General features: G+C 69.6%; 20 protein-coding genes. 6 read left to right on the top strand and 14 right to left on the bottom strand.

What is annotated here, in order from left to right:
- From CCL05_RS38630 to CCL05_RS38615, 4 genes are all read right to left on the bottom strand, one after another.
- Positions 1–225 (bottom strand): hypothetical protein (locus CCL05_RS38630; protein ID WP_143590017.1); only part of this gene is annotated, 225 nt, incomplete at its 3' end.
- Between the two features lie 268 nt (positions 226–493).
- On the bottom strand, positions 494–817 hold the full coding sequence (locus CCL05_RS38625; protein WP_086565285.1) for an STAS domain-containing protein: 324 nt from the start codon (positions 815–817) through the stop codon (positions 494–496).
- 149 nt (positions 818–966) lie between these two features.
- Positions 967–1,815, bottom strand: a complete 849-nt coding sequence (locus CCL05_RS38620) for a 3-hydroxyacyl-CoA dehydrogenase family protein (protein WP_086565284.1) — start codon at positions 1,813–1,815, stop codon at positions 967–969.
- A 126-nt stretch (positions 1,816–1,941) separates the two neighbouring features.
- A complete protein-coding gene (locus CCL05_RS38615; RefSeq protein WP_086565283.1) occupies positions 1,942–2,583 on the bottom strand; it encodes a TetR/AcrR family transcriptional regulator in 642 nt (213 codons plus the stop codon).
- A 79-nt stretch (positions 2,584–2,662) separates the two neighbouring features.
- Between CCL05_RS38615 and CCL05_RS38610 the strand changes: the two genes are divergently transcribed.
- The 3 genes from CCL05_RS38610 to CCL05_RS38600 are packed head-to-tail and all read left to right on the top strand — an operon-like array spanning position 2,663 to position 4,798.
- Complete coding sequence (locus tag CCL05_RS38610; protein WP_086565282.1) at positions 2,663–3,445, top strand: ABC transporter ATP-binding protein; 783 nt, start codon at positions 2,663–2,665, stop codon at positions 3,443–3,445.
- A gap of 17 nt (positions 3,446–3,462) precedes the next feature.
- Positions 3,463–4,212 carry an ABC transporter permease gene (locus tag CCL05_RS38605; protein ID WP_086565281.1) on the top strand — a complete coding sequence of 250 codons (750 nt, stop codon included), beginning with the start codon at positions 3,463–3,465 and terminating at the stop codon, positions 4,210–4,212.
- Positions 4,213–4,225: 13 nt separating this feature from the next.
- Complete coding sequence (locus CCL05_RS38600) at positions 4,226–4,798, top strand: cob(I)yrinic acid a,c-diamide adenosyltransferase (protein ID WP_086565280.1); 573 nt, start codon at positions 4,226–4,228, stop codon at positions 4,796–4,798.
- Here CCL05_RS38600 and CCL05_RS38595 read toward each other — a convergent pair.
- On the bottom strand, positions 4,795–4,983 hold the full coding sequence (locus CCL05_RS38595; RefSeq protein ID WP_086565279.1) for a DUF5708 family protein: 189 nt from the start codon (positions 4,981–4,983) through the stop codon (positions 4,795–4,797). The two genes, CCL05_RS38600 and CCL05_RS38595, sit on opposite strands and share 4 nt — an antisense overlap.
- Positions 4,980–5,558 carry a hypothetical protein gene (locus CCL05_RS38590; protein ID WP_086565278.1) on the bottom strand — a complete coding sequence of 193 codons (579 nt, stop codon included), beginning with the start codon at positions 5,556–5,558 and terminating at the stop codon, positions 4,980–4,982. Before CCL05_RS38590 ends, CCL05_RS38595 begins: the two co-directional genes overlap by 4 nt.
- A 152-nt stretch (positions 5,559–5,710) precedes the next feature.
- On the opposite strand from CCL05_RS38590, the gene CCL05_RS38585 reads away from it, so the two are divergent.
- The 3 genes from CCL05_RS38585 to CCL05_RS38575 all read left to right on the top strand — a co-directional run bounded on the left by CCL05_RS38585 (position 5,711) and on the right by CCL05_RS38575 (position 9,500).
- Positions 5,711–6,904, top strand: a complete 1,194-nt coding sequence (locus CCL05_RS38585; protein WP_086565277.1) for a sensor histidine kinase — start codon at positions 5,711–5,713, stop codon at positions 6,902–6,904.
- Positions 6,901–7,542, top strand: coding sequence for a response regulator (locus CCL05_RS38580; RefSeq protein WP_086565276.1), 642 nt, complete (start codon positions 6,901–6,903; stop codon positions 7,540–7,542). The genes CCL05_RS38585 and CCL05_RS38580 overlap by 4 nt, the downstream gene beginning before the upstream one ends.
- A 134-nt stretch (positions 7,543–7,676) precedes the next feature.
- Positions 7,677–9,500 carry a glycoside hydrolase family 18 chitinase gene (locus CCL05_RS38575; RefSeq protein WP_086565275.1) on the top strand — a complete coding sequence of 608 codons (1,824 nt, stop codon included), beginning with the start codon at positions 7,677–7,679 and terminating at the stop codon, positions 9,498–9,500.
- A 5-nt stretch (positions 9,501–9,505) separates the two neighbouring features.
- Here the strand turns inward: CCL05_RS38575 and CCL05_RS38570 are convergent, their stop codons facing one another.
- The 8 genes from CCL05_RS38570 to CCL05_RS38535 all read right to left on the bottom strand — a co-directional run.
- Positions 9,506–9,952 (bottom strand): DUF2550 domain-containing protein, encoded by a 447-nt coding sequence (locus tag CCL05_RS38570; RefSeq protein ID WP_086565274.1) that lies wholly within the window; start codon positions 9,950–9,952, stop codon positions 9,506–9,508.
- Between the two features lie 131 nt (positions 9,953–10,083).
- Complete coding sequence (locus CCL05_RS38565) at positions 10,084–10,461, bottom strand: F0F1 ATP synthase subunit epsilon (RefSeq protein ID WP_086565273.1); 378 nt, start codon at positions 10,459–10,461, stop codon at positions 10,084–10,086.
- Between the two features lie 130 nt (positions 10,462–10,591).
- A complete protein-coding gene (gene atpD / locus CCL05_RS38560) occupies positions 10,592–12,028 on the bottom strand; it encodes a F0F1 ATP synthase subunit beta (RefSeq protein WP_086565272.1) in 1,437 nt (478 codons plus the stop codon).
- Entirely contained in the window at positions 12,029–12,946 is a 918-nt protein-coding gene (locus CCL05_RS38555) for a F0F1 ATP synthase subunit gamma (protein WP_086565271.1), read from the bottom strand.
- A 20-nt stretch (positions 12,947–12,966) separates the two neighbouring features.
- Positions 12,967–14,556, bottom strand: coding sequence for a F0F1 ATP synthase subunit alpha (gene atpA / locus CCL05_RS38550; protein ID WP_086565270.1), 1,590 nt, complete (start codon positions 14,554–14,556; stop codon positions 12,967–12,969).
- A 124-nt stretch (positions 14,557–14,680) separates the two neighbouring features.
- Positions 14,681–15,496, bottom strand: coding sequence for a F0F1 ATP synthase subunit delta (locus tag CCL05_RS38545; protein ID WP_086565269.1), 816 nt, complete (start codon positions 15,494–15,496; stop codon positions 14,681–14,683).
- A complete protein-coding gene (locus tag CCL05_RS38540; RefSeq protein ID WP_086565268.1) occupies positions 15,493–16,041 on the bottom strand; it encodes a F0F1 ATP synthase subunit B in 549 nt (182 codons plus the stop codon). Before CCL05_RS38540 ends, CCL05_RS38545 begins: the two co-directional genes overlap by 4 nt.
- A gap of 38 nt (positions 16,042–16,079) precedes the next feature.
- Positions 16,080–16,250, bottom strand: a 171-nt coding sequence (locus CCL05_RS38535) for an ATP synthase subunit c family protein (RefSeq protein WP_086565267.1), incomplete at its 5' end; no start/stop codon positions are given.

The following is a 16,250-nucleotide window of genomic DNA, read 5'->3' as shown; positions in this document are numbered from 1 at the left end:
CACGACGGCGGGGCGTTCGGCGGGCGGGCAGACCTCGATCTCGCTGCCGTCGACGGGGTTGACGGTCAGCAGGAAGTCGCCGGAGACGAGCTGCACCGTGCGGGCGAGCGCGGGCGCGTGCTGACTGAAGTCGGGCGTGAGGGATTCCCTGGGCGGGCGCTGCCGCGGCGACTTGCCATCGCCGTCGTGGCCGTACTCCTCGGGTCCCCGGGTGTTCGGGTCCATAGGTCAAAGCCCCCCAAAAGCGTGTGTGTGCTCTGAAAAGCCCCTCCCGGCCTTGCTGCACACCGCGCTGTCGCTTCTGGTCCGGGCCCGCTGGAAGGGTTTCAAGTCAGCGGGCAGCCGAACCCTAAACCTTCGCACAGTATCTACGACAGTCCGGGGTACCGCGCCGTCCGAGACGTCACGGTCTCGTGAGGATTGTGCGCGTCGTACGAGGCGGCGATGTCCGTCCGGGTCTCCCCGGTCGCCCGGTTCACACCCGCACAGAACGTCACACGCGAGGCAATGTCTCCACCCCGATGCCCCCCTCGATCGCCAGGATCCGGTGCAGGCGGGTGGCCACCAGCAGGCGCTGCATCTGCGGCGGTACGCCGCGCAGGACCAGGCGCCGGCCGCAGCGGCCGGCCCGCCGGTGGGCCCCCATGATCACACCGAGTCCGGTGGCGTCCCAGGAGTCCAGTTCGGACAGGTCCAGCACCAGGTCGCCGACTCCGTCGTCGACGGCCGCGTGCAGGACCGTACGGGCGTCCGCCGCGCTCCGGACGTCGAGGCGGCCCCCGACGACCAGCTCGGCGTGGTCGCCCCTGATGTGCATATGCGCTCCCCGTGCGTGCGTCTCGTGCTCCGCGTTCTGATGCCGGTGATGCAACCTCTGACTGCGTGAAGGGGGCAGAGGTTGCTTCTTGTAAGCGAACCGATACCGAATTCACCCGGGGGTGTGATGCTCCCGGGGCATGTGCGGTTTCAGTGCTTGTAGAAGCCCTGCCCGCTCTTGCGCCCGATGTCACCGGCGTCAACCATCCGGCGCATCGACTCGGGCGGCGCGAACTTCTCGTCCTGGGACTCGGTGTAGATGTTGCTCGTGGCGTGCAGCAGGATGTCGACGCCCGTCAGGTCCGCGGTCGCCAGCGGGCCCATGGCGTGGCCGAAGCCCAGCTTGCAGGCGAGGTCGATGTCCTCGGCGCTCGCCACGCCCGACTCCTGCAGCTTCGCGGCCTCGACGACCAGGGCACAGATGAGACGGGTCGTCACGAAGCCGGCGACGTCGCGGTTGACGACGATGCAGGTCTTGCCGACCGACTCGGCGAACTCCCGGGCCTTGGCGAGGGTCTCGTCGCTGGTCTTGTAGCCGCGGACCAGCTCGCACAGCTGCATCATCGGCACGGGCGAGAAGAAGTGCGTGCCGACGACCCGCTCGGGGCGCTCCGTCGCGGCCGCGATCTTGGTGATCGGGATGGCGGAGGTGTTGGAGGCGAGGATCGCCTCGTCCTTCACGAGCTTGTCGAGGGCGCGGAAGATCTCGTGCTTGACCTCGAGCTTCTCGAAGACGGCCTCGACGACGACGTCCGCGTCGGCCACGGCGTCCAGGTCGGTGGTCGCGGTGATCCGGGCGAGGGCGGCGTCGGCGTCATGCGCCTCCAGCTTGCCCTTGGCCACGAACTTGTCGTACGAGGCCTTGATGCCGTCGGTGCCCCGCTTCAGCGCCTCGTCGGTGACGTCGCGCAGGACCACGTCCCACCCCGCCTGTGCGGAGACCTGGGCGATGCCGGATCCCATGAGGCCGGCTCCGATGACGGCGAGCTTCCGTGCCACTGTGCGACTCCCCTGACGCGCTGCTTATGTCTGCCTCTCGGGCGGACACTAGCGCTCGTGAGGGCCCGTGTGACCGGTAAGTAATGCGCGTCACGTCTCACATGACGGACATCACACCAGCAGGGGTCATCCCGCGCCACGGACGGCGTAGTTGAGCACCTTCTCGCCCAACAGCTCCTCCATGTCGTCGAGGAGGACGAGCATCTCCCGTGACACTTCGCCCGGGTTGCGCCCCTTGGTCATCTCGCGGCCGATCGCGGCGAAGACGGTGCCGTGGACCCAGCAGATCTGGCCGGCGATCAGCCCCGGCAGCGGGTCGCCGTCCCCGGCACCCGTCTCCTCCCGGAGGGTCGCCTCCAGGTTGCCCTGGATCTCCTGCTGAATGCTCCACAGCCGGGAGCGCAGCGGCGGCGCCTCCTCGATGCAGCGCATGAAACGGTCGTAGCCCTCGTCGAGGCCCATCCGGGGCGAGACGGCCTCGATCTCGGCGCGCAGTTCGCGCAGCACCGCCCGGGCGGCCGACTCCCGCGCGTCCCGGCCGCGCACCCAGCGGGAGAGCCGGTCGACGACCCCCTGGGAGCGGTCGAAGAAGAGGTCCTCCTTGGCCGGGAAGTAGTTGTAGACGGTGTTCACGGAGACGTCGGCCGCCTCCGCCACGTCCGCGATCGTCACGGACAGGAACCCGTGCTCCAGGAACAGCCCGGTGGCGATGTCCGAGATGCGCTGCCTGGTCTCGCGCTTCTTCCGCTCCCTGAGCCCCTCTGCCATGCCCGAATCCTAGCTTCCTTGGGCCCGATGAAAACTTGGGGCCATTGCAAAATTTAAGAGACTCTGTTTTTCTGTCGGCATGGCAATCATCAGTACGGCCGGACTGGCCCGTACCTTCCGGACCAAGCGCGGCCCCGTGGACGCCGTGCGCGGCATCGACCTGACCGTCCGCGAGGGCGAGATCCTCGGCTTCCTCGGACCGAACGGCGCCGGCAAGACGACCACCCTGCGGATGCTGACGACCCTGCTGGAACCGACCGGCGGCGCCGCCACCGTCGCGGGCTGCGACCTGGCGACCGACCCGGCCGGGGTGCGGCGGGCCTGCGGGTACGTGGCGCAGTCCGGCGGGGTCGACCCGCAGATCAGCGTGCGGGAGGAACTGGTCACCCAGGGGCGCCTGTACCGGCTGACGAAGACGCAGGCCGCCGAGCGCGCCGGGGAACTCGCCCGCGATCTGGGCCTCACCGACTTCCTCGACAGCAAGTGCGCGGCCCTCTCCGGCGGGCAGCGGCGCCGCCTGGACATCGCGATGGCGCTCACCCACCGCCCGAAGGTGCTGTTCCTCGACGAGCCGACGACCGGTCTCGACCCGGGCAGCCGGGCCGACCTGTGGGACCTGGTGCGCCGACTGCGCGACGAGCACGGCACGACCGTCTTCCTGACCACGCACTACCTCGACGAGGCCGACGCCCTCTCCGACCGGCTGGTCGTCGTCGATCAGGGCGTGGTCGTCGCCGAGGGCACCCCGAGCGCGCTGAAGCTCCGCTACGCCGGCTCGATCGACGCCTCGCTCCAGGACACCTTCCTCGCCATCACCGGCCGCAGTGCCGGGCCGGCCGAGCAGACTCCCGTCGCCGTCTAGGACCCAGAGGACTCCTGATGCTGTTGCACGACACCGCGCTCGTCTACGGGCGCTATCTCCGCCAGTCCCTGCGCTCCCGCTTCGCGCTGCTCTTCGGCGTGCTGATGCCGCTGCTGTACCTGCTGTTCTTCGGTCCCCTGCTGACGGATCTGCCGCTCGGCGGGCAGGGCAGTTCCTGGCAGCTGCTCGTCCCCGGCCTGCTGCTGCAACTGGGCCTGTTCGGGGCGTCCTTCGCGGGCTTCTCGATCATCATCGAGAAGGGCCACGGGGTGGTCGAGCGCATGCGCGTCACCCCCGTCAGCCGACTGGCCCTGCTGCTCGGCCGGGTGCTCAGGGAGGCCACGGTGTTCGTCTTCCAGGCCGTGCTGCTGGTGCTGGCGGCGGTGGCGATGGGCCTGCGGGCCCCGCTGCCCGGCGTCCTGATCGGGTTCGCCTTCGTCGCCCTGCTCTCACTCTCGCTGGCCTCGCTGTCGTACGCGCTGGCCATGAAGCTGCACACCCCGCAGACCTTCGGCCCGGCGATCAACGCGCTGACCATGCCGTCGATGCTGCTGTCCGGGCTGATGCTCCCGATGAGCCTGGGCCCGGCCTGGCTGGACACGCTGTCGCACCTCATGCCGTTCCGCTATCTGGTCGACGCCGTCCGGGACGCCTTCGTCGGCTCCTACGCCACGGCGCACATGGTGTACGGCGTACTGGTGGCCGTCGGTTTCACGGCCCTGTCCGTGACAGTGGGCACACGCGTGTTCCGAACGGCCGGAGCCTAACTACGCTGGCCACATGGTCAATCTGACGCGCATCTACACCAGGACCGGCGACCAGGGCACCACCGCCCTCGGCGACATGAGCCGGGTCGCCAAGACCGACCTGCGGATCGCCGCGTACGCCGACGCCAACGAGGCGAACGCGGCGATCGGCACGGCGATCGCGCTGGGCGGCCTGGACGAGGAGATCGTCAAGGTCCTCACCCGCGTGCAGAACGACCTGTTCGACGTGGGCGCGGACCTGTCGACGCCGGTGGTGGAGAACCCGGAGTTCCCGCCCCTGCGGGTCGAGCAGTCCTATGTCGACAAGCTGGAGGCGGACTGCGACCGCTTCCTGGAGGGCCTGGAGAAGCTCCGCTCCTTCATCCTCCCCGGCGGCACCCCGGGCGCGGCCCTGCTCCACCAGGCCTGCACGGTGGTCCGCCGGGCGGAGCGCTCGACCTGGGCGGCCCTGGAGGTGCACGGCGAGGTCATGAACCCCCTGACGGCCACCTACCTCAACCGCCTCTCCGACCTCCTGTTCATCCTCGCGAGGACGGCGAACAAGGAGGTCGGAGACGTGCTGTGGGTCCCGGGCGGGGAGCGCTAGGTCCTACTGCGGGCCCCCTGCCACAGCCCGGCGGCGACCAGCACGCCGCCGACGCACATCATCACGACGCCGACCTTCGTGAGGGTGACGACGGGGACCTCCACGTCGCCGGTGAACCGCCACAGCCCCAGGCCGATCACGAAGGTGACGGCGCCTTCCAGCAGGTTTCCGCGGGCCTTGCTCATCGCTGCACCTTCTCCTTCTCCGGCGTCTCCTCGGACTCCCCCGCGGGCGCCTTCCGCGGCCAGATCCAGTAGCTCAGCGCGATCAGGCCGTGGATGCCGGCCGCGCGCCAGGCCACGTAACGCCAGCTCTCCAGGGACGTGACACGGCTCGGGTCGTCCACGTACCAGATGGCCAGCTGGAGCAGCACGGTCGCGACGGCGGCGCCCACCAGCGTGCCCAGCCAGATCCTGCCCTCGTGACGCGCCCGGGCCATGCCGTAGGCCGGGGGCTTCGGTGGCGGCGGGGCTCCGCCGAGGCGGTGGGCCGCGTGGCCGTCGAGCCACTGCACGGTGCGGTGGCCGTGCCCGACGGTGTAGCCGATGTACAGCGCGGCCAGTCCGTGCGTCCAGTTCGGCTCGGCGCCGTTCTTCAGGTCCAGCGCGGTGACGACCAGCAGGACGACCTCCAGCAGCGGCTCGCACAGCAGCAGGGCCAGCCCCGTACGCCGCATGCGCAGCAGGTAGCGGAAGGCCAGTCCGGCCGCCAGCAGCACCCAGAAGCCGATCTCACAGGCGGCGATCAAGGCGACGATCACGATGCGCTCCTCTCGGTCACCCTTCCAGGCTCCCGTCCGGCGCGGCCGGAATCGTCGTCGCGACTGACGAACCCGCGGTACATCGAAAGATGCAGTCGGGGACCCTTCGCGGGGATCACGCGCGGGGCCCGGCGTCCGTGTTGGATGGTGCCATGGCCGTACGACTCGCCCGCCCCCGCCGCTTCGACGTGTACGTCGCGCTGGGCAGTCTGCTCGGCGGGCTGCTGCTGTGGGGGCTCGGCCTGGCCACCCGCCCGAGCACCGAGGTGTACGTGCTCCTGCCCGGGCGCTGGCCGGTCCTGGTGCCCCTGCTGGTCATGGCCGGCTGCGAGCTGCTGCGCCGCACCGCCCCGCGCACCGCCCTGCTGACCGGCACGGCCGCGATCGTCCTGGACGTCGTCACACAGGGCAACCTGGTCACGATCCTTATGTACACGGACATCATGTACGCGGCCGTCCTGTACGGCCCGCCCGCCTCGGCCCACCGCATCCCCAGGATCACCGGGCTGCTGTCGGTGGCCGGGACCGTGGTGCCGTTCGCGTTGTGGCGCGAGCCCGAGGCGCTGCTGATCGGCGTGGTCACCGGCGTGGTGGCCTTCGGGCCGGCCGCCACCGGCCTGATCGTCCGCAACCACCGCGACGCCGCCGAGGCGGCCCGGCTGCGCGCCGAGCAGACCGCGCTGCTCGCCGAGATGGACCGCACCCAGGCGGTCACCGCCGAACGCGCCCGGATGGCCCGCGAACTGCACGACATGGTCGCCAACCACCTGTCCGCGATCGCCATCCACTCCACGGCCGCGCTCTCCCTGGACGACGCGAAGACCTCCCGGGAGGCCCTGACCGTCATCCGCGAGAACAGCGTGGCGGGGCTCGCGGAGATGCGGCGGCTCATCGGGATCCTGCGGGACTCCGCCGGCGATGTCGCCCCGGTCGCCGCCCCCACCCTCGACGGACTCGGCGCGCTGGTCGAGGGCGCCCGCACCAACGGCCTCGACGTCACGCTCGACGCCGCTCACGACACGGTCCCCGCGCCCGTCGAACTCGCCGCCTACCGCATCGTCCAGGAGTCCCTCACCAACGCCCTCAAGCACGCCGGCCCCGGCCGGGTCGCGGTGTCCCTCGCCCAGCTCGACGGCCTGCTGACCGTCGCGGTGACCAGCCCGTACGGCGACCGGGACGGGCCGAGCGCCCCCGGCTCGGGCGCGGGCCTGGTCGGCATGCGGGAACGCGCCGCGCTGCTGGACGGCACGTTCGAGGCCGGTCCGGAGGACTCGCCGGACGGCAAGATCTGGGCCGTACGCGCCACCCTGCCCGTCCCCGACACCGTCGAAGGAGAACCCGAATGATCCGCGTCCTGGTCGCCGAGGACCAGTCGGCCGTCCGTGCCGGCCTGGTCCTCATCCTGCGCAGCGCACCCGACATCGAGGTGGTCGGCGAGGCGGCGGACGGCGAGCAGGCGGTGGCGCTGACCCGTGAGCTGCGGCCGGACCTGGTGCTGATGGACGTTCAGATGCCGCGGCTGGACGGCGTGTCGGCGACCCGGCAGGTGGTGGCGGAGCGGCTCGCCGACGTGCTGGTGCTGACCACCTTCGACCTCGACGAGTACGTCTTCGGAGCGCTGCGGGCGGGCGCGTCCGGCTTCCTGCTCAAGAACACCGAGGCGAAGGACCTGCTGGAGGCCGTACGGACGGTGGCGCGCGGGGAGGGGCTGATCGCCCCGGCGGTCACGCGACGGCTGATCGCCGAGTTCGCGGCGAAGCCGGTCCGGGAACCGGCGGCCGACCCGGCCGTCCTCGACCGGCTGACCCGGCGCGAGCGCGAGGTGCTGTCCTGCCTCGGCGAGGGCCTGTCCAACGCGGGCATCGCCGAGCGGCTCGACATGGCCGAGGCGACCGTGAAGACGCATGTCAGCCGCCTGCTGGGGAAGCTGGAGCTGCGCAGCCGGGTGCAAGCGGCGGTGCTCGCACAGGAGTTGGGGGTCTGACCCGGGCACAGATCGCTCCAGGCCGCGGTGGTCCAGACCTATTGACCGGTGGTCCAGACCTTTCTATTCTCACCGCACCATGAGTAGGCGTGAGGCTCAGACACGCCCCCACAACTCCATCAAGGAGGCGCAACATGCGCTTCAGACACAGAGCCGCGGCAGGGTTCGCGACCCTGTTGCTCCCGCTGGCCGGTCTCGTCGGCCTCGCGAGCCCGGCCCAGGCCGCGACATCCGCCACCGCGAGCTACACCAAGACGCAGGACTGGGGCTCCGGCTTCGAAGGCAAGTGGACGGTGAAGAACACCGGAACCACGACCCTCAGCTCCTGGACCGTCGAGTGGGACTTCCCCTCGGGCACGTCCGTCACCTCCGCCTGGGACGCCGACGTCACCTCCTCCGGCACCCACTGGACCGCGAAGAACAAGTCCTGGAACGGCACCCTCGCCCCCGGCGCCTCCGTCTCCTTCGGCTTCAACGGCACCGGCTCCGGCTCCCCCGCGAACTGCAAGCTGAGCGGCGGCAGCTGCGACGGCGGCACCACGGAACCCGGCGACAGCGCCCCCAGCGCCCCCGGCACGCCGACCGCCTCCGACATCACCGACACCTCGGTGAAACTGTCCTGGTCCGCCGCCACCGACGACAAGGGCGTCAAGAACTACGACGTCCTGCGCGACGGAACGAAGGTCGCCACGGTGACGACCACGTCGTACACCGACACGGGCCTGACCAAGGGCACCGACTACTCCTACTCCGTCCAGGCGCGTGACACCGCCGACCAGACCGGCCCGGTCAGTGGCGCCCGCGCGGTGCGCACCACCGGCGGCACGACCGAGCCGCCCAAGGGCGACAAGGTCAAGCTCGGCTACTTCACCGAGTGGGGCGTCTACGGCCGCAACTACCACGTCAAGAACCTGGTGACCTCGGGCTCGGCGTCGAAGATCACGCACATCAACTACGCCTTCGGCAACGTGAAGAACGGCCAGTGCACGGTCGACGACACCTACGCCGCCTACGACAAGGCCTACACCGCCGACCAGTCCGTCAGCGGCACCGCCGACACTTGGGACCAGCCGCTGCGCGGCAATTTCAACCAGCTGCGCCAGCTCAAGGCCAAGTACCCGCACATCAAGGTGCTGTACTCGTTCGGAGGCTGGACCTACTCGGGCGGCTTCGGGCAGGCGGCGCAGAACGCCGCCGCGTTCGCCAAGTCCTGCAAGGCCGTCGTGGAGGACCCGCGCTGGGCCGACGTCTTCGACGGCATCGACATCGACTGGGAGTACCCGAACGCCTGCGGTCTGAGCTGTGACACCTCGGGTCCGGCGGCCTTCAAGAACCTGATGTCCGCGCTGCGCACGGAGTTCGGCCCGGACTACCTGGTCACCGCGGCCATCACCGCCGACGGCTCCTCCGGCGGCAAGATCGACGCGGCCGACTACGGCGGCGCCGCGCAGTACCTCGACTGGTACAACGTGATGACGTACGACTACTTCGGCGCCTTCGACAAGGACGGCCCGACCGCCCCGCACTCCCCGCTCACCTCGTACCCCGGGATCCCGCAGGCCGGCTTCAACTCGGCCGACGCGATCGCCAAGCTGAAGGCGAAGGGCGTGCCGTCCGCCAAGCTCCTGCTGGGCATCGGCTTCTACGGCCGCGGCTGGACCGGCGTCACCCAGTCCGCCCCGGGCGGATCGGCGACCGGCGCCGCTCCCGGCACGTACGAGGCGGGCATCGAGGACTACAAGGTCCTGAAGAACTCCTGCCCGGTCACCGGCACCGTCGCGGGCACGGCGTACGCGCACTGCGGCAGCAACTGGTGGTCGTACGACACCCCGTCGACGATCAACGGGAAGATGACCTGGGCCAAGAACCAGGGCCTGGGCGGCGCGTTCTTCTGGGAGTTCAGCGGCGACACCGGCAACGGTGAGCTGGTGACGGCCATCGACAACGGCCTCAGGTAGAAGCCCTAAGCCACATTGACACGCTGACCGGGCGGGGCTGCCTCAAGCCACGCGAGGAAACCGGTCAGCGCGTCCTCGCTCATGGCCAGCTCCAGCCGGGTGCCCCGGTGCAGACAGGCGAGGATCACATGGTCGGAGAGCAGCGCCAGCTCCTCCTCGCCCTGCGGGACCCGGCGGCCGGCCACCTCGATCGCGGAACGCTCCAGGATCCGGCGCGGACGCGGCGAGTAGGAGAAGACCCGGAACCACTCGACGCGGTCGCCGTTGTAGCGGGCCACCCCGTACGCCCAGCCCTTGCCGTTGGTGTCGCCCTGCTCCGGGGTGTCCCAGCGCAGGCTGGCGTCGAAGGTGCCGCCCGAGCGCTGGATGAGCCGGCGGCGCAGACCGAAGACGAACAGTCCCACCACCACGAGGGCCACGACAATTCCGCACACAGTCAGAGCGAGGACCATCGACACCGACCTCCTCGTCTCCTAGGTAACGGAACGTAAAAAACACCCACATCCGCCTCAGCCGCGGCTGGGTCCGGATCTCTCCGGTACCCAGCCGCGGCTGAGTGACGTCATCACACGACGGGCTTGAGTCAGCGCGCCGCCGTGGCCGTACGCAGACGGACGTCCGCGCGGCGCTGGGCCTCCGCGTCGTCCTCCGCCTTCGCACGCTCCAGCTCCTGCTCCGCGCGCTGGACATCGATCTCGTCCGACAGCTCGGCGATTTCGGCCAGCAGCGAGAGCTTGTCGTCCGCGAACGAGATGAAACCGCCGTGGACCGCGGCGACGACCGTCCGGCCATCACTCGTACGGATGGTCACCGGGCCCGACTCCAGCACACCGAGCAGCGGCTGGTGACCGGGCATGACGCCGATGTCGCCGGACGTGGTGCGCGCGACGACCAGGGTGGCCTGGCCGGACCAGACCTCACGGTCGGCCGCGACCAGCGCGACGTGCAGCTCAGCAGCCAAGGGTGGCTCCTCGGGTCACCACCCGGCGGGAGTGCCGGGTGTTGGTTACAAGTCTAGTAGGCGTGACGGAGGGGGCGGGACGCGCCCGCCCCCTCCGGTATGAGCACGGGGCTCACATCGAGCGCGAGGCTCAGGAGACGCCCAGCTCCTTCGCGTTCTTCTTCAGGTCCTCGAGACCACCGCACATGAAGAACGCCTGCTCCGGGAAGTGGTCGTACTCGCCGTCGCAGATCGCGTTGAACGCGGCGATCGACTCGTCCAGCGGCACGTCCGAACCGTCCACGCCGGTGAACTGCTTGGCGGCGTGGGTGTTCTGGGACAGGAAGCGCTCCACGCGACGGGCACGGTGGACGACGAGCTTGTCCTCCTCGCCGAGCTCGTCGATACCGAGGATCGCGATGATGTCCTGCAGGTCCTTGTACTTCTGCAGGATGTTCTTCACGCGCATCGCGGCGTTGTAGTGCTCCGCCGAGATGTACCGCGGGTCGAGGATCCGGGACGTGGAGTCCAGCGGGTCCACGGCCGGGTAGATGCCCTTCTCGGAGATCGGACGGGAGAGCACCGTCGTCGCGTCGAGGTGGGCGAAGGTGGTGGCCGGGGCCGGGTCGGTCAGGTCGTCCGCGGGGACGTAGATCGCCTGCATCGAGGTGATCGAGTGACCACGGGTCGAGGTGATGCGCTCCTGGAGGACACCCATCTCGTCGGCCAGGTTCGGCTGGTAGCCCACCGCGGAGGGCATACGGCCGAGCAGGGTCGACACCTCGGAACCGGCCTGGGTGAAGCGGAAGATGTTGTCGATGAAGAACAGCACGTCCTGCTTCTGGACGTCACGGAAGTACTCCGCCATCGTCAGGCCGGCCAGGGCCACGCGCAGACGGGTACCCGGGGGCTCGTCCATCTGGCCGAAGACCAGGGCGGTCTTGTCCAGAACGCCGGACTCTTCCATCTCCGCGATGAGGTCGTTGCCCTCACGGGTGCGCTCGCCGACGCCCGCGAAGACGGAGACGCCCTCGTGGAGGTTGGCGACACGCATGATCATTTCCTGGATCAGCACGGTCTTGCCGACACCGGCACCACCGAACAGACCGATCTTGCCGCCCTTGACGTACGGGGTGAGAAGGTCGACGACCTTCAGGCCCGTCTCGAACATCTCGGTCTTCGACTCGAGCTGGTCGAACGCGGGGGCCTTGCGGTGGATGGACCAGCGCTCGCCCTCGTAGGTCTCGTCGCTGTTCAGCACCTCACCGAGGGTGTTGAACACCTTGCCCTTGGTGAAGTCGCCGACCGGGACGGAGATGCCCGCACCGGTGTCGACGACGGGAGCCTGGCGGACCAGGCCGTCGGTGGGCTGCATGGAGATCGCGCGGACCAGGCCGTCACCCAGGTGCTGGGCGACCTCCAGGGTCAGCGTCTTCTTCTCGCCCGCGAGCGCCGGGTCTGCGACCTCGACGTGCAGGGCGTTGTAGATCTCGGGCATCGCGTCGACGGGGAACTCCACGTCGACGACCGGGCCGATGACCCGGGCGACGCGGCCCGTAGCCGTCGCGGTCTCAACAGTGGTGGTCATTTATCGGTCACTCCCCGCGGTCGCGTCGGCCAGGGCACTGGCGCCACCGACGATCTCGCTGATTTCCTGGGTGATTTCGGCCTGGCGGGCCTGGTTGGCAAGCCGGGTGAGCGTCTCGATGAGCTCTCCGGCGTTGTCGGTGGCCGACTTCATCGCGCGCCGCGTGGCGGCGTGCTTGGAGGCGGCCGACTGGAGCAGCGCGTTGTAGATCCGGCTCTCCACATAGCGCGGCAGCAGGGCGTCCAGGACGTCCTCCGCCGAGGGCTCGAAGTCGAACAGCGGGAGGATCTCGCCCTTGGGCTTGGCCTCCTGCGCGACCTCGTCGAGGCTGAGCGGCAGCAGCCGTGCCTCGATCGCCGTCTGCGTCATCATCGACACGAACTCGGTGTAGACGATGTGGAGCTCGTCCACGCCGCCCTCGGCCGTCTCCGTCTCGATGGCCTCGATCAGCGGGGCCGCGACCTTCTTGGCGTCCGCGTACGACGGGTCGTCGGTGAAGCCCGTGAACGACTCCGCGACCTTGCGCTCGCGGAAGTTGTAGTGGGCGAGACCACGGCGGCCGACGATGTAGCTGACGACCTCCTTGCCCTCACCTTCGAGCTTCGCCGTGAGCCTCTCCGCGGCCTTGATGGCGTTGGAGTTGAAGGCGCCGGCCAGACCGCGGTCGCTCGTGAGGAGCAGGACCGCGGCACGGGTCGGGTTCTCCGGCTCCGTCGTCAGCGGGTGCTTGGTGTTCGATCCGGTGGCGACCGCCGTGACCGCCCGGGTGAGCTCGGTCGCGTACGGCGTGGACGCCGCCACCTTGCGCTGCGCCTTGACGACGCGCGAGGCGGCGATCATCTCCATCGCCTTCGTGATCTTCTTGGTCGCGGAGACGGATCGGATGCGACGCTTGTAGACCCGGAGCTGGGCTCCCATGAGTCAGGTCCCTTCCGTCGTCACTTACCGGCAGCCGGGGTGTCCTCGCCGAGCAGCTTGCCGTCGGAGGTCTCGAACTGCTTCTTGAACTCCGCGATGGCGTCGGCCATGGCCTGGAGGGTGTCGTCCGACATCTTGCCGCCCTCGCGGATGGAGGTCAGCAGGCCCTGCTCCTTGCGGTGCAGGTACTCCAGCAGCTCCTTCTCGAAGCGGCGGATGTCGGCGACCGGAACCTCGTCCATCTTGCCGGTGGTGCCGGCCCAGATGGAGACGACCTGGTCCTCGGTGGCCATCGGCTGGTACTGCGGCTGCTTCAGCAGCTCGACCATGCGCTGACCACGTTCCAGCTGCGCCTTGGACGCGGCGTCCAGGTCGGAACCGAAGGCGGCGAACGCCTCCAGCTCACGGAACTGGGCGAGGTCCACGCGCAGACGGCCGGAGACCTGGCGGATCGCCTTGTGCTGGGCGGAGCCACCGACTCGGGAGACCGAGATACCGACGTTCAGCGCGGGACGCTGACCGGCGTTGAACAGGTCCGACTCCAGGAAGCACTGGCCGTCGGTGATGGAGATGACGTTGGTCGGGATGAACGCCGAGACGTCGTTGGCCTTGGTCTCGACGATCGGCAGACCGGTCATCGAGCCGGCACCCATCTCGTCCGAGAGCTTGGCGCAGCGCTCCAGCAGACGGGAGTGCAGGTAGAAGACGTCACCCGGGTAGGCCTCACGGCCCGGCGGGCGGCGCAGCAGCAGCGACACGGCGCGGTAGGCGTCGGCCTGCTTCGACAGGTCGTCGAAGATGATCAGGACGTGCTTGCCCTGGTACATCCAGTGCTGGCCGATGGCCGAACCGGTGTACGGCGCCAGGTACTTGAAGCCGGCCGGGTCGGACGCCGGGGCGGCGACGATGGTCGTGTACTCCAGCGCGCCGGCCTCCTCCAGAGCGCCGCGCACACCGGCGATGGTGGAGCCCTTCTGGCCGATGGCGACGTAGATGCAGCGGACCTGCTTGTTCGGGTCGCCCGAGCGCCAGTTGTCGCGCTGGTTGATGATCGTGTCGACGGCCAGGGCGGTCTTGCCGGTCTGGCGGTCGCCGATGATCAGCTGACGCTGGCCACGGCCGATCGGAGTCATGGTGTCGACGGCCTTGTAGCCCGTCTCCATCGGCTCGTGCACCGACTTGCGGACCATGACGCCCGGAGCCTGCAGCTCCAGGGCGCGACGGCTGTCGGTCTCGATCTCGCCGAGGCCGTCGATCGGGTTGCCGAGGGGGTCCACCACGCGGCCGAGGTAGCCCTCGCCGACCGCGACGGACAGGACCTCGCCGGTACGGCTGACCGGCTGCCCCTCCTCGACGCCGCTGAACTCGCCGAGGACGATGGCACCGATCTCGCGCTCCTCGAGGTTGAGGGCGAGGCCGAGGGTGCCGTCCTCGAACTTCAGCAGCTCGTTGGCCATGGTCGAGGGCAGGCCCTCGACCTTCGCGATGCCGTCGCCGGCAAAGGTGACCGTACCGACCTCCTCGCGCGAGGCCGCGTCCGGCTTGTACGCCTGGACGAAGTTCTCCAGCGCGTCCCGGATCTCCTCCGGCCGGATCGTGAGCTCCGCCATCTGGGTTCCCTGCTCTCCTTGTTGGGCCCGAAGTTTCTTAGGGGGTCTGGGGGCGACCCCCAGGATTCTTCTGCACGGCCCAACCAGGGCCGTCGTAAGTACGTTGTGCCTATTGAGTTGCTGCTCAGCCCGCGAGCCGGCGGCTGGCGTCCTCGATGCGGTCCGCGAGGGAGCCGTTGATGACCTCGTCGCCGACCTGCACCCGGATTCCGCCGAGGACCTCGGGGTCCACGTCCAGGTTGAGGTGCATCGTGCGGCCGTAGAGCTTCGCGAGGGCGGCGCCCAGGCGCTGCTTCTGCACGTCGCTCAGCGGTACCGCCGAGGTGACGGTGGCGACCATGCGGTCCCGGCGCTCGGCGGCGAGCTTGGACAGGGACTCCAGTCCCGACTCCAGGCTACGTCCCCGCGGCGCGGTCACAAGGCGCGTCACCAGACGCTCGGTGGCCGCCTGCGCCCGGCCGCCGAGCAGGCCGCGCAGCAGCCCGCTCTTGGCCGAGGTGGTGGCCTTGCGGTCGGTCAGCGCGGCACGCAGCTCGGTGCTGCCGGAGACGATCCGGCCGAACCGGAACAGCTCGTCCTCGACGTCGTCGAGCTTGCCCGCCTTCTGCGCGGCGGTGAGGTCGGCGGTCGCGGCCAGCTCCTCCAGGGCGTCCACCAGGTCGCGCGACTGCGACCAGCGGGAGCGCACCATTCCGGCGACCAGGTCGGCGGCCGGGCCGCTGACCTGGGTGCCGAGGAGGCGCTGGGCCAGTTCGGCCTTGGCCTCGCCGGCCTGCGCCGGGTCGGTGAGGACCCGACGCAGCGACACCTCGCGGTCGAGCAGCGCGGTGACGGCGGCCAGTTCGTCGGCGAGCGCGCCGGCGTCCACGGACGTGGAGTCCGTCAGCGCGTCGAGACGCTCTCGTGCGGCTGCCAGGGCCTCGCGGCTCGCTCCGTTCATCGGCCGGCCTCGGCCTTCTCCTCGAGGTCGTCGAGGAACCGGTCGATCACGCGGCTCTGGCGGGCGTGGTCCTCGAGGGACTCGCCGACGAGCTTGCCGGCCAGGTCGGTGGCGAGCTTGCCGACGTCCTGGCGGAGCGCGGACGACGCGGCCTTGCGGTCGGCCTCGATCTGGGCGTGACCCGCGGCGACGATCTCCTCGCGCTGACGCTGGCCCTCGGCCCGCATCTCGGCGATGAGCGCGGCGCCCTGCTCCTGCGCCTCCTGGCGCAGACGCGCGGCCTCGTGCCGGGCCTCGGCGAGCTGTGCCTTGTACTGCTCAAGGACGCTCTGGGCCTCGACCTTCATGGTCTCGGCCTCTTCGATACCGCCTTCGATCGCCGCGCGGCGCTCCTCCAGAACCTTGTTGATGTTCGGAAGCAGCTTCTTCCAGAAGAAGAAGAACACGATGGCGAAGGCGATGGTGCCGATGAGCAGCTCGGGGCCCGGAGGAATGAGCGGGTTCTGCTCTTCCTCGGCCGCCAGCTGCACCAGGTTGGCGATCACATCAGTGCCTTTCGTCGATGCCTGTCGGTATGGAGTTTTTAGTCAATACCGAAGACGAACGGCATGACGATGCCGATGAGGGCGAGCGCCTCACAGAAGGCGAAGCCCAGGATCTGGTTGGCACGGATCAGGCCGGCGGCCTCGGGCTGACGGGCGAGGGCCTGGGTGCCGTTACCGAAGATGATGCCGACGCCGATGCCGGGGCCGAT

Origin of the sequence: Streptomyces africanus (genome assembly GCF_002150735.1) — a bacterium.
Lineage (GTDB): Bacteria > Actinomycetota > Actinomycetes > Streptomycetales > Streptomycetaceae > Streptomyces > Streptomyces africanus.
The sequence above is the reverse complement of the archived record's forward strand: the minus strand, read 5'-3'. Positions and strand labels throughout refer to the sequence as shown.

Coding starts and splice junctions, on each gene's coding strand:
- atpA (WP_086565270.1), bottom strand. CDS start 14,556: ATGGCGGAGCTCACGATCCGGCCGGAGGAGATCCGGGACGCGCTGGAG.
- CCL05_RS38605 (WP_086565281.1), top strand. CDS start 3,463: ATGCTGTTGCACGACACCGCGCTCGTCTACGGGCGCTATCTCCGCCAG.
- CCL05_RS38570 (WP_086565274.1), bottom strand. CDS start 9,952: ATGGTCCTCGCTCTGACTGTGTGCGGAATTGTCGTGGCCCTCGTGGTG.
- CCL05_RS38580 (WP_086565276.1), top strand. CDS start 6,901: ATGATCCGCGTCCTGGTCGCCGAGGACCAGTCGGCCGTCCGTGCCGGC.
- atpD (WP_086565272.1), bottom strand. CDS start 12,028: ATGACCACCACTGTTGAGACCGCGACGGCTACGGGCCGCGTCGCCCGG.
- CCL05_RS38610 (WP_086565282.1), top strand. CDS start 2,663: ATGGCAATCATCAGTACGGCCGGACTGGCCCGTACCTTCCGGACCAAG.
- CCL05_RS38585 (WP_086565277.1), top strand. CDS start 5,711: ATGGCCGTACGACTCGCCCGCCCCCGCCGCTTCGACGTGTACGTCGCG.
- CCL05_RS38575 (WP_086565275.1), top strand. CDS start 7,677: ATGCGCTTCAGACACAGAGCCGCGGCAGGGTTCGCGACCCTGTTGCTC.
- CCL05_RS38625 (WP_086565285.1), bottom strand. CDS start 817: ATGCACATCAGGGGCGACCACGCCGAGCTGGTCGTCGGGGGCCGCCTC.
- CCL05_RS38555 (WP_086565271.1), bottom strand. CDS start 12,946: ATGGGAGCCCAGCTCCGGGTCTACAAGCGTCGCATCCGATCCGTCTCC.
- CCL05_RS38545 (WP_086565269.1), bottom strand. CDS start 15,496: ATGAACGGAGCGAGCCGCGAGGCCCTGGCAGCCGCACGAGAGCGTCTC.
- CCL05_RS38615 (WP_086565283.1), bottom strand. CDS start 2,583: ATGGCAGAGGGGCTCAGGGAGCGGAAGAAGCGCGAGACCAGGCAGCGC.
- CCL05_RS38595 (WP_086565279.1), bottom strand. CDS start 4,983: ATGAGCAAGGCCCGCGGAAACCTGCTGGAAGGCGCCGTCACCTTCGTG.
- CCL05_RS38600 (WP_086565280.1), top strand. CDS start 4,226: ATGGTCAATCTGACGCGCATCTACACCAGGACCGGCGACCAGGGCACC.